9 protein-coding genes and 1 pseudogene are annotated in these 12,533 nt (G+C 45.0%); all 10 read left to right on the forward strand.

Translation table 11 applies throughout. The annotated features are described in order from the left end of the window. Positions 1–98 precede the first annotated feature (98 nt). The 10 genes and pseudogenes from CC90_RS21965 to CC90_RS0100050 all read left to right on the forward strand — a co-directional run bounded on the left by CC90_RS21965 (position 99) and on the right by CC90_RS0100050 (position 12,502). Positions 99–431 carry an ABC transporter permease gene (locus tag CC90_RS21965; protein WP_051869202.1) on the forward strand — a complete coding sequence of 111 codons (333 nt, stop codon included), beginning with the start codon at positions 99–101 and terminating at the stop codon, positions 429–431. A gap of 177 nt (positions 432–608) precedes the next feature. Next, positions 609–1,882: pseudogene (locus CC90_RS25085) on the forward strand (ABC transporter ATP-binding protein). Positions 1,883–1,912: 30 nt separating this feature from the next. Further along, entirely contained in the window at positions 1,913–2,320 is a 408-nt protein-coding gene (locus CC90_RS24315; protein ID WP_198528767.1) for a class I SAM-dependent methyltransferase, read from the forward strand. An 8-nt stretch (positions 2,321–2,328) separates the two neighbouring features. Next, complete coding sequence (locus CC90_RS24320) at positions 2,329–4,176, forward strand: class I SAM-dependent methyltransferase (protein WP_198528768.1); 1,848 nt, start codon at positions 2,329–2,331, stop codon at positions 4,174–4,176. A 7-nt stretch (positions 4,177–4,183) separates the two neighbouring features. Then, a complete protein-coding gene (locus tag CC90_RS0100020; protein WP_031388798.1) occupies positions 4,184–4,369 on the forward strand; it encodes a hypothetical protein in 186 nt (61 codons plus the stop codon). 117 nt (positions 4,370–4,486) lie between these two features. Continuing rightward, the gene (locus CC90_RS0100025; RefSeq protein ID WP_031388799.1) at positions 4,487–4,687 is read left to right on the forward strand and encodes a hypothetical protein; all 201 of its coding nucleotides are present in this window, start codon (positions 4,487–4,489) and stop codon (positions 4,685–4,687) included. A 127-nt stretch (positions 4,688–4,814) separates the two neighbouring features. After that, on the forward strand, positions 4,815–6,977 hold the full coding sequence (locus CC90_RS0100035; protein ID WP_031388800.1) for a glycosyltransferase family 2 protein: 2,163 nt from the start codon (positions 4,815–4,817) through the stop codon (positions 6,975–6,977). A gap of 63 nt (positions 6,978–7,040) precedes the next feature. Continuing rightward, the gene (locus CC90_RS0100040) at positions 7,041–9,074 is read left to right on the forward strand and encodes a glycosyltransferase family 2 protein (RefSeq protein WP_035315047.1); all 2,034 of its coding nucleotides are present in this window, start codon (positions 7,041–7,043) and stop codon (positions 9,072–9,074) included. A gap of 80 nt (positions 9,075–9,154) precedes the next feature. Further along, complete coding sequence (locus tag CC90_RS0100045) at positions 9,155–10,876, forward strand: phospho-sugar mutase (RefSeq protein WP_031388802.1); 1,722 nt, start codon at positions 9,155–9,157, stop codon at positions 10,874–10,876. 111 nt (positions 10,877–10,987) lie between these two features. Continuing rightward, positions 10,988–12,502, forward strand: a complete 1,515-nt coding sequence (locus CC90_RS0100050) for a glycosyltransferase family 2 protein (RefSeq protein WP_157837514.1) — start codon at positions 10,988–10,990, stop codon at positions 12,500–12,502. Positions 12,503–12,533: the final 31 nt, after the last annotated feature.

The raw sequence follows: 12,533 nt of genomic DNA on the forward strand, positions 1-12,533 counted from the left end.
TTTTTTTGTAGTGATCTTATTGCTCATCGCCATAGGTTACGGTTATTATCCAAGCGTATATACGCTGCAGGTTTTTTTATTATAGCTTCTGCGAATTCGTGCTGGTGCTCGCCATCAGCTATTCGACCTGCGCAATTGTTGTATTTTTCAGGGATTTACAGCAAATCATAGGTATCGTTCTCCAGATTGGCATGTGGGCAACACCTATTTTATGGGATATATCCATGCTGAGCGATAAGATGAAGCCTCTGTTCAAGCTCAACCCTATGGTTTATATAGTGAACGGCTACCGCAGCGCCGTGTACGAGCAAGAATGGTTTTTTGAGCATTTTTATTCCTCCACTTATTTTTGGATTTTTACGGTTACGCTGTTTTGCATCGGCTCTTTGATTTTTAAAAGGCTGAAGGTACATTTTGCGGATGTGATGTAGAAAAAAATATGGTTACTGTTCACACAGTAGCTTAACACTTGCTGTTAAGCTACGTAGGAATATGATTCAAGAGATAATTTCTGCTTCGCGAAGAGAATTTAGATGCAGAAATCATGCGTTACTGAGAACGGAGTGGGCAGTAACAAAATATTAGCAGTGCAACGGAGAAACGGCTGAATGAAAGAGAAGAAAATAGCTATACAGACCAAGCAATTGGAAAAAGTATATCGATTATATGATAAGCCTTCGGACCGAATGAGAGAGGCCTTCGGGCTGTCGGGAAAGAAGCACTATAAAGAGCACCATGCGCTGGATAAGGTGGACATGACGGTATATCAGGGGGAGACGGTTGGAATTATCGGAACCAACGGATCGGGAAAATCCACGATTTTGAAAATTATTACGGGAGTGTTGAACCCTTCAGGAGGAGAAGTGACCGTGGATGGGCGCATATCCGCGCTTCTCGAGCTGGGTGCAGGCTTTAATATGGAATACAACGGTATAGAAAACATTTATTTGAACGGTACGATGATTGGCTTTTCGGAGAAGGAAATCGACGAGAAGATGGATGCCATATTGGATTTGCAGATATTGGAGACTATGTGTACCAGCCGGTCAAGACGTATTCTAGCGGAATGTTCGTGCGTCTGGCCTTCGCGGTGGCAATTAATATCGAGCCGGAAATATTGATCGTGGACGAAGCTCTGTCGGTGGGTGACGTATTCTTTCAGGCAAAGTGTTATCACAAATTCGAAGAATTCAAGAAAATCGGAAAGACGATTCTTTTTGTCAGCCATGACTTGAGCAGCATTAGTAAATACTGCGACAGAGTAATATTGCTTAATAAGGAAAAAAGCTGGGCGAAGGTTCGCCCAAGGAAATGATAGACGTCTATAAGCGGGTGCTCGTAGGGCAATATGCGATTGAAGATGAGGAAAAAGGAAACCTGCTAAATGACAACGATTTAAAAGAGGCAGCGGCAGTGAAAGCGGGAATCAATCCTGATTTGCTGGAATATGGAACGAAGGCGGCCTGTATAACGGAGTATTATATTACGGACAGCGAAGGAATTAAGACTACTGCTGTTATAAAGGGCATGAATCACGATTCACATGAAGGTGGAGTTTTCACAGGATGTTCCGGCACCCATTTTTGCATTTACGGTTAAAAATATAAGGGGTACCGAGATTACAGGAACGAATACGATGTTTGAGAAGACATTTTTAAAGCCGGTAAGCGCCGGAAGTGTGAAAGCGGTTACCTTCAGACAGAAGATGAGCCTCCAGGGAGGAGAATATCTATTGTCTCTGGGCGTTACCGGATATGAGAACAACGATTTCGCCGTGTATCATAGGCTGTATGATGTAATCAATGTGACAGTAATATCGGATAAGGATACGGTAGGTTATTACGATATGGACACGGAAGCTGTTGTACGTGACTGCATATAGCAACCAAGCTGGGGCAAAAGGAGAACTGATATGAATGCTTTTTCAAATACGGAGCAGATTGGAAAAATAGTTCTTGATTATAAATATTATCCGGGCGAGGACCTTTACTGTGACGGAGCGGTAGAGGATGAGCTTCTGGACATCGTTAAAAACTATTCTCCAATAGAGTATAGACGTATTATTGAGGAACGCGCTAAATGGCCGGTCCTCTATCATTTGTCCCCTCTTAGGGAAAATATTGTGGACTGGGTTCCCATGGATAAAGATGCGAAGGTTTTGGAGGTAGGAGCAGGCTGCGGTGCGATTACTGGCAGTTTGGCCAAAAAAGCGGGAAGTGTAACCTGCATCGACTTATCCAAGAAAAGAAGTATGATCAATGCCTATAGACATCAGGATTGCGATAACGTTACCATACATGTGGGAATTTTAAGGATATAGAGCCGGAGTTGCCGAATGATTTCGATTTTATTTATTTTATCGGCGTATTCGAGTATGGTCAGAGCTATACCGGAACGGCCCGCCCCTATGAGGATTTACTTAAGATGATGCTGCGCCACTTGAAAAAGGGCGGGAGAATCATCATCGCTATTGAAAATAGACTGGGACTTAAGTATTTTGCCGGATGCAGGGAAGATCATCTGGGAACGTATTTTTCGGGAATTGAAGATTACGCACAGGGTGGCGGCGTGCGCACCTTTACGAGAGAAGGACTGGAACATATTTTTTATACCTGCGGAGTGGAAAACTATTCCTTCTATTATCCATATCCTGATTATAAATTTATGACTGCTTTGTATTCTGATAAGAGGCTTCCTCTGCCGGGAGAGCTGTCGGAGAACAACAGAAATTTTGACAGGGACAGAATGCTCCTTTTCGATGAGAAGCAGGCTTTCGATGGGATAATAAAGGACGGTATTTTTTCTGTGTTTTCCAATTCTTATGTAGCGGTTATCGGAGATGATTTCGATATAAAGTATGCCAAATATTCCAACGACCGTTCGCCGGAGTATGAGATTCGTACGGAGATATGCATTGATACAGACGGGAAAAAGATAGTAAAAAAACATGCGTTATCGAATGAGGCCGTAGATCATATCAGAAGCATGGAGACTGCATATAACGACTTGATGCAAAGATTTGAAGGCGGTAAGCTGGAAGTCAATAAGTGCAGCTTATGTGAGGACGGTAAGTCGGCGCAGTTCGAATATGTGGAGGGAATAACGCTGGAGGAGATTTTGGACGGCTGTCTGGAGAGAAATCAGATTGATAAATTCCATGCGTTATTTAATGAATATCTGGAGAGGATTTCTTACCATGAGGAGATGCCGGTGGCGGATTATGATTTGATTTTTTCTAATATATTGATTACACCAGAAGAAGCGGCTGATGAGGTGACGGATAAAGCTGCAGAGGAAGTTTTTGGAGAACCGGTTGGGAATGATGTCGAGGATACGTTCAAGGAAACATCAGTAGAAGTAGCTAATGGAGTTTCCGGAGAAACAGTGGAAGAAACTTTTGTGGAAACAGTAAGTGAGGATTCATATTCAGATGAACCTAGTCTTAAGGCGATAAAGAATGGAGTTTGGACGATTATAGACTACGAGTGGACCTTCGGCAAGCCGGTCAGTTCCAAGGAAACGGCATTCCGCGCGGTATATTGCTATGTCCTTGAAAATGAAAAAAGAAATAAACTGAATTTGGATGCGGTCATAGATACTCTTGGTATTACAGAACGGGAGGCAGAGGAGTTCCGTGAGCAAGAGATGGGATTTCAAGAGTTCGTTACCGGAAAGCATAAATCTATGGCACAGATGCGTGACGCCATAGGTTATAAAATCATGGAGCCGCTAAAGTGGGTGCATAAGTTTGATGATTCCTCAAAAAAGGAGAGAATACAGATTTATGAAGATAGAGGAAAAGGGTATTGTGAGGAGGATTCCTATTTCGTAAGGGACGCTTATGAAGGGGAGAATTTGATTCGTCTGAAGCTGGAGGCGGATGGAGATGTGAATATGCTTCGTATAGATCCGGCTATGGATTATTGTGTCGTGCGGGTGAAGGAGCTGACTTTTAACGGAGAAGCGGTGGAGCTTGGTAAGAAGAATATTATTACTAATGGGAAGAGCCTGAAGGACGGGAGTTATGTGTTTGCGACGGAGGATCCGAATATAAACATAAGGCTGAGCAATTTGGATAGGATGGGGAAGAATGAAATAGTGGCAGAAATGGAAATTGTGCGCGTGCCGGAGGAAATTGCGAAGGATATGGCGGGAGCGGTGAAAAAGATTTGGTGATGGGGATGTGATTGCGAAACAGGTGGGGGTGGAAATTTTATGTACAATTTGGGGAGGCTGTGAGAGCCTTTCTTCGGTGGATTTGGTTTCTGTTCCTACGCTCGCGGCTGTGTTTTCTAAAGGAAACCGTGAATATTGTGGGGACGGACGGGCCGGCCGGCAGCAACGGACATCCATGTCCTATGCTGCCTAAACGCCGCATCCATGCGGCGTTTTCCCTGGGTACTGAGGTTTCCTTAAGAAAACACAAGCCGCTCGCTAACGGAACCGAAACCAAACCACCGAAGAAAGGCTCCGAGAGGTCTCGAAATTGTACATAAAATTGGCGAAGGCTACGAGTTTCGCAATTGTAGGTGGAGAGAAGCGCGTGGAAGGGCGAAAAGATTTGAGAAAAGAAGAGCGTGGAAGCGTCAAGAGACTTGAGAATAGAAAAGAAGAGAGAAGAAGCTCGGAGAAGTTTGAGCAGAAAAAAGTTGAAATGTTAAGAGGCACGAGAAGAGAAACGAGTTGAGATATAAAGACGCTTGGAGAGTGACGTGGCTTAAGAGAGAAAAGGGTTGGAGCATAAAGAAGCTGGAGCGTGAAGAGAGCTGGAGTGTAAAGAGGTTTGAAATGTAAGGTGAGTTGAGGAGCGGATTTTGGGCGGTGGAATGAAGGCGTGGTTAAAGGGAAAGTTGATAGAAGGACAGCGGAAGCGGTATGATAGGCTGTTTGAGAAGAAGAGTGTTTCGTATGATGAGTGGATTCGAAAGAGGGAAGAGACTCTGAAAGAGAGGCTTGAGGAGGGGACGAAGGCGTATGGCGGGCGAAAGCTCAAGGTCAAGCAGGTGCCCTATGAGACGGTGAAGGATTATTTGACGACGGGCGGTGTCGGTAAAGAGGAGGCGGATATCGTTCTGTTTCAAGCGTCCGGCGGAAAGTGTTCAGAGCTTTCGGAGGAGTTAATTAGTAGTTTTTTTCTTGGGCATCCGCAGATTTCTATGATTTATGGCGATGAGGATGTGCTTAGTCCTGATGGGATTCGATATACGCCGTGGCTGAAACCGGATTGGTCCCCGGATACTTTTTTGTCCTGCTTTTATTTTGGTTCTGTATTTGCGGTGCGCACTCATGCCTTAATGGAGTTATCGGAGGCGGAGATTCTTAGTTTCGGAGGAAAAGAGGCTGAGGAGGAACGTGTATGGATTTATCGTATGTGTCATTTGTTGGCTCAGAAGGCGGGCGGTTTTGAAAAGAGGAGGAAAGGAAGTCTGGAAGAGTTTCCGGTGGGGCATATCGATGAAATATTGTTCCATTCCTTTTTGAATAGGGAAGGGGAATTGCTTTACAGCGAGTGCAGTTATTGCTTTGAACGCAATACTTCTAATGAAAGCCGGTATTTCGGTGAAAGGGATACTTTCGATGGAGACAGTGATTCCGAAAAAAGTGAAAAACATCTTGTTTCCATAATTATCCCCTCTAAAGATAACGAAGAAGTGTTGAAACGATGCATAGAGTCTGTAAAAGGTTCGGCAAAGATGCCTTATGAAATTATTTTAGTAGATAATGGAAGCGAGGAACAGACCAGGAAGAGTCTGAATGACTATTTAAGCGGACTTGGCATTAAATATACTTATATTTATGAAAAGATGCCATTCCATTTCTCGGCTATGTGCAATATGGGAGCGTCAGCAGCGGCAGGAGAAGTGTGCTTGTTTCTCAATGATGATGTAGACGTGCCGGGGGCGGTTGAGCCGAAGGAGGCTGAAGCAAAGGAAAGAAAAGCGGCTGGCTGGCTGGAAAAGTTATATGCGGAGGCGGTGAAGCCTTATGCGGGGGCTGTCGGAGTCAAGTTGTTGTATCCGGATTCTGATAGGGTGCAGCATGGGGGGATTGTAAATTTGCGGCTGGGACCAGTGCATAAGCTCCAGTTTAAAGATAATAATGAGCAGTATTATTATGGATGGAACCGTGGCATGAGAAACGTTATCGCGGTAACGGGGGCTTGCCTTGCAGTGGCGAAGGAGAAGTTTGAGGAGGTGGGCGGTTTCCCCGAGGAATTGCCGGTGGCCTTTAATGATGTGGATTTGTGTTTTTCTTTATACGAGAAGGGCTATTATAATACAGTTTTACAAGAGACGGTGCTGTATCACTATGAATCGCTTAGCAGAGGACAGGATGAAGAGAGGGGTAAGCTTGAACGGCTGCTGGCAGAAAAGAGGAAGCTTTACGCCAGGCACAGGGGGCTTTACGGGAAAGATCCCTTTCATCATAAATATCTGGCAGGCGACATGCTTTCTGCGGGATTTGAGCTTAGGGCCGATTATGATTGGCAAGAGAATATGCCTTACGGAAAGGTTGTAGAAGTTGATGGGCTATTGGATGGCGCCAGAGAGGATGCATGCGTCATGATTAGTCTGGAGTATGCGGGAACATTGGATGAATGGCGTTATGGGATAGAGGCGGAGAGCGGACCGGACAGTAATAAGCAGGATTATTATATACAAGGGTATTCCTTTGTGGCAGGTTCGGATAACGCATGTTATGAAAAGAGAATTTTACTGGAGAGAACAAGTGACGGGGCAGAATCTTTAAAAAAAGAAGGCTATAGGCTGTTTGCAGTCTCACCGGAGCTTTTTCTTCGAAAGGACGTGGAGCAGAATCTGCCGGATCAGGTCAATGTTGGAATGGCGGGATTCGGAGCAGTGCTTCGGGGAAAAGATGCCGGAGAGGGAAATTATCGGTTGGGAATTCTTGTGAAAGATAAATGCTCGGGCCAGAAGCTGTACTCATGGACGAACCGCTACCTGAATATTAAGTAAGCAAGTGTTATCAATTGTTGCTATGAGGCCGCAGGCTGAATAGCGATCGGGAAAGGACAAAGAATGCAGGAAGAAAAGACGGATTATAATGAAAATTATTATAAAGAGGCCTATGAAAAGGAACATATAAAATGTGCTGATTTAGCGGGCCGGATCGCGGAGCTGGAGGAAAAGAACGAGGAGCTTAATTTTAAAATAAACAGAATTAAGAGCAATCCCGTTTGGAAAGCGAGTGCACCCTTTCGAAAAGCCATGCACTTTCTTCTCCGTCAGCGCAGCCGTTTGAAGAACTGCGGAAATCTGAGAGGACTTGCGGCTAAGATTAAGTATAAGCAAAGGGAGCGGGAGGCCATGGAACGTTACGGTACGGACAGCTTTCCCAATGAAGCGAGAAGAAAGAAGGAAAACGAAACAGTTTTTCCCCGTATAATAAAGTTCAGTATTTTGGTGCCGCTTTATAATACCCCTAAGGAGTTTCTTACGGCTATGCTGGATTCGGTAGTGAATCAGACTTATGAAAACTGGGAGCTTTGTCTTGCAGACGGTTCTGACGAGGAGCACTCCTACGTAGGTAAGATGTGTGAGGAGTATATAGAGAGAGAGAAAGCGCATACGGGAGGGGAATCCCGCATCATCTATAAGAAACTGGAAAAGAATGAGGGAATCTCAGGAAATACAAATCGATGCTATACAATGGCTACCGGAGAATATATCGGGCTGTTCGATCACGATGACATCCTGCATCCGTCGGTGCTTTATGAATATGCTAAGGTCATTAATGAGCAGGATGCGGATTATATTTACTGCGATGAGACGACTTTTAAAAATAACGACATCAATAAAATGCTCACCATGCACTTTAAACCCGATTATGCTGTGGATAATCTGCGGGCCAACAATTATATATGTCATTTCAGCGTGTTCCAAAGACAGCTTTTGGAGGGAACGGAGCTTTTCCGCACGAAATACGACGGCAGTCAGGATCACGATATGATTTTGCGGTTGACGGACCGGGCTAAGAATGTGGTCCATGTGCCGAAGCTTATGTATTATTGGCGCTCTCACGCGGGCAGCGTAGCCTCCGGTATTCAAGCCAAGACTTATGCAATCGATGCGGCGAAGGGTGCGGTGGCAGATCATCTGCGTGGGCATGGCTATGAGCATTTTAAAATATCAAGTACAAGAGCCTTTGAGACGATTTTCAAGATCAGCTATCAGATTATCGGCAATCCCAAGATTTCCATCGTTATCGCCAACAAGGATCACAAAGAAGACTTGAGCAGGTGCATTACCTCTATTTTGGAGAAATCTACTTACGATAATTATGAGATTATCGTGGTGGAAAATAACAGCGAGACACCGGAAATATGGGAATACTATGAAAAACTTAGGGAAAATGAGAAAGTCAGGATAATAAATGCCGGAGATTCACAACATAGCATAAATAGAAAATTTAATTATTCTGCGGTAAACAATCTGGGAGTAAAGGAAGCTGACGGAGAATATATTCTCTTGCTGAATAACGACACTCAGGTGATTACAGTCAACTGGATGGAGGAGCTGCTCATGTATGCCCAGCGTGAGGATGTGGGAGCCGCAGGTGCGAAACTTTATTATGAAAATAAGACGATACAGCATGCAGGCGTCGTACTCGCATTAGGTGCTCACCGCACGGCGGGGCATAGCCATTACGGACAGCATAGGGAAAATCTGGGCTACATGGGAAGGCTTTGCTATGCGCAGGACGTGTCTGCGGTGACGGGAGCCTGCCTGTTGGTTTCCAAGAAATTGTATGAAAAAGTAGGCGGACTGGATGAATCTTTTGCCATATCCTTAAACGACGTGGATTTCTGCCTGAAGCTTAGAGAACTTGGATATTTAAATGTTTTTACCCCTTTTGCAGAGCTGTATCATTTCGAATCCATATCCAGAGGCCTGGATGATGAGGGCGAGAAGGCGAAGCGCTACAATGAGGAATCGGCAAGGTTTCGGGAGAAGTGGAAGGCTGTTCTGGAAAAGGGCGATCCTTATTATAATCCCAATTTTTCATTGGATCGCAGCGACTTTTCTTTGAAAATAGAGAAGAATGTGATATAATCCCAATGTGATAATATTCCGATATGATAGTATCGCATGAAAGACCAAATATCAGAGTACAGATACAGGAGGAACCCGATATGAGTTACAAGGAAGAGTTTGAGTTTTGGTTAAATGATTCATACTTCGACGAAGATACGAAGAAAGAGCTTTTAGCAATCAAAAATGATGAAAAGGAAATGGAAGATCGTTTTTATAAAGAGCTGGAATTTGGCACCGGCGGTTTGCGCGGTGTAATCGGTGCGGGAACAAACCGCATGAATATCTATACGGTAAGAAAGGCAACACAGGGGCTTGCCAATTATATTATCGAGCAGGGAGGAAAGGAAAAAGGAGTAGCCATCGCCTATGACTCCAGAAGAAAATCCCCCGAATTTGCCGATGAAGCGGCTTTGTGCCTTGCAGCTAACGGTATTAAGGCATATGTTTTCGAAAATCTGCGCCCTACGCCTGAGCTGTCTTTTGCACTTAGAAAGTTGGGATGCATTTCCGGTATCGTAATTACGGCCAGCCATAACCCGCCGGAATACAACGGATACAAGGCGTACTGGGAGGACGGTGCGCAGGTAACGTCGCCTAAGGATGAAGAAATCATTACGGAAGTGAAAAACGTAACGAATTATCACGAAGTAAAGACTATGGACAAGCAAGAGGCCATCGCTTCGGGGTTGTATCAGGTAATAGGAAAAGAAATCGACGATGCTTATATGGAAGAGCTGAAAAAGCAAATTATCCATCCGGAAATCATCGAGGAGGTATCCGATGACATTAAAATCGTTTATTCTCCTTTCCACGGAACGGGAAACATTCCGGTAAGACGCATTTTATCGGAGCTGGGTTTTAAGCATGTGTATGTCGTGCCTGAGCAGGAACTGCCAGACCCTGATTTCACTACGTTGGAATATCCTAACCCGGAAGACCCGAAAGCATTTGCTCTCGCCTTGAAGCTGGCGAAGGAGAAAAATGCGGATATCGTGCTGGCGACAGACCCGGATGCGGACAGATTGGGCATTTACGCCTTGGATACCAAGAGCGGCGAATACATTCCTTTTACCGGCAATATGTCGGGTATGCTCATCGCGGAATATATCTTGAGGGAAAGAAGAGCTACGAATACGATGCCTGAGAATCCCGCACTCGTTACGACAATCGTTACAACGAATATGGCTAAGGCTATATCCGACGATTATAAGGTGAAGTGCATTGAAGTTTTGACCGGTTTCAAATATATCGGTGAACAGATTAAATGGTTCGAGGAGAGCGGTTCCAATAATTACGTATTCGGTCTTGAGGAAAGTTACGGCTGCCTTGCGGGCACTCATGCAAGGGATAAAGATGCGGTAGTTGCAGTTATGTGTCTGTGTGAAATGGCAGCATGGTGTAAAAAGCACGGAAAGACCGTATGGGACCAGATGCTGGATATGTATGAGAAATACGGCTACTTCAAAGAGTCTCAGTATGCCATCACGTTAAAAGGTATTGAGGGCTCTAAACAAATTGCCCAGATTATGGATAAGCTGAGAAGCAATCCGCCGAAGAACTTCGGCGATTTGAAGGTAGTCGAGGTGAGAGACTACGCTTCCAGCACAATTGTGAATATGGAAACCGGAGAAGAAAAAGGGACAGGCCTTCCGGAATCCAATGTGCTCTATTTCGACTTAACGTGTGACTCATGGTGCTGTGCCCGCCCTTCCGGAACGGAACCGAAGCTCAAGTTTTACATGGGCGTAAAGGGAACGAGCCTTGAGGATGCGCAGGCGAAGGTGGAAAAGCTGACGGAAGATTTAAAAGCATTTATTTAACATATTAAAAGTATGATTCATAAGGACTGTCGTATAGACGGTTTTCGCCCATGGCGTAAGCCTATATGCGGCAGTCTCTATGCTATGAACGTATTCGGAAGGTTAATGAAGATGGGAAACGCTGTTTTTAAAAAGAGCAATTGGAAGAAAACCTTATATTATCTGAAAAAGAACGGACTTAAAAGTGCATACTATGCGGCTATGGAAAGGCTGGCAAGGGAAAAAGCGGCGAACTACAGCTACCAGGCCCCACCGGAGGAAGAACTTAAGCGGCAGAGGAAGGAAGCGGAGAAGTATCCGTATACCTTCAGCATTCTTGTGCCTGCTTATGAAACGAATCCTGTATTTCTTCGTGAAATGCTGGATAGTGTTCTTAGCCAGACCTATTTCAAGCTGGAACTGATTGTGGCGGATGCAAGCGCTTCGGAACAGGTAAAGGAAGTGATGGAAACTTATGATGATAAAAGGCTTCGTTATGTTAAAATAGCAGAGAACAAAGGGATTTCTGCCAATACCAATGCTGCATTGGCAAAGACGGAGGGGGAATACATCGGTCTTCTGGACCATGACGACGTCCTTACACCCGATGCCTTATATGAAATGGCGAAAGCTATAGCCGAAAAGGAAAAGAACGGAAATACCGCATGGATGCTGTATTCCGATGAAGATAAAGGGAACGGGGACTGTACGCAATTCTATGAACCCCATTTCAAACAGGATTTGAACATGGATTTGTTATTGTCCAATAATTATATCTGCCATTTCCTGGTCATGAAGAGAAGTCTCATAAAAAGCCTTGGGTTTCGGTCGGAATATGACGGTGCGCAAGACTTTGATTTAGTATTGCGCGCAGCAGGAAGGCTGCTCTATGAGACGAAAGAGCAGAGAAAGGATCTTATGCGGGAATGGGAAAATGCGGGAAGAACTGCGATAGTTCATGTCCCGAAGGTACTGTACCACTGGCGCTGCCATACACAGTCCACAGCAGAAAATCCTGAGAGTAAACGGTATGCGTATGATGCCGGAAGACGCGCTGTACAGGATTTCGTAAACAGCCGGGGCTGGAATGCATCGGTATCGGATAGCCAGCATCTGGGGTTCTATCGGACCGCTTACGAAGGGGGTATTTTCTCACAAAGACCGGAGGTAGGAGTTATCGGAGGCAAGATATTTAGTGCCGGAGGAAAGATTGCAGGGGGCATCTATGATGAAAATAGTGTCTCGATATACGAGGGACTTCATAAGGCATACAGCGGCTATATGCACAGAGCCGCGCTTCTTCAAGAGGCGTATGCCGTAGATGTGCGTTGCATGATGGTGAGAAAAGAGCTTTGGAGCCTGTTCGAGGAGGTCTTTGGCGTGCCTTATGCAGAGGATGAGCATACCGGATATTTCGCTTATGAGAAATACTCCAATAAGAAGCGTTTCAATGAGAAGTCTCACCTTGCGAAAAGGATACGCAGGGAATTTGTGGGAAGCGAAAGAGCGTGGATAGATGCCGATGCAGGGAATGGGGAACTCAAGAAGATAAGTATGAATTTTTGCGAGCGAGTGAGAAAAATGGGTTATACCGTCGTTTTTGAACCGGAAGCATCAGTGAAGCTATCAAAATCCCCGCGGCGCTGATGGGCGATTGGTAAGGACGATTTCCCCCGGA

Source organism: Kineothrix alysoides (genome assembly GCF_000732725.1).
GTDB classification, from domain to species: domain Bacteria; phylum Bacillota; class Clostridia; order Lachnospirales; family Lachnospiraceae; genus Kineothrix; species Kineothrix alysoides.

Coding starts and splice junctions, on each gene's coding strand:
- CC90_RS24315 (WP_198528767.1), top strand. CDS start 1,913: ATGAATGCTTTTTCAAATACGGAGCAGATTGGAAAAATAGTTCTTGAT.
- CC90_RS0100040 (WP_035315047.1), top strand. CDS start 7,041: ATGCAGGAAGAAAAGACGGATTATAATGAAAATTATTATAAAGAGGCC.
- CC90_RS0100045 (WP_031388802.1), top strand. CDS start 9,155: ATGAGTTACAAGGAAGAGTTTGAGTTTTGGTTAAATGATTCATACTTC.
- CC90_RS0100050 (WP_157837514.1), top strand. CDS start 10,988: ATGGGAAACGCTGTTTTTAAAAAGAGCAATTGGAAGAAAACCTTATAT.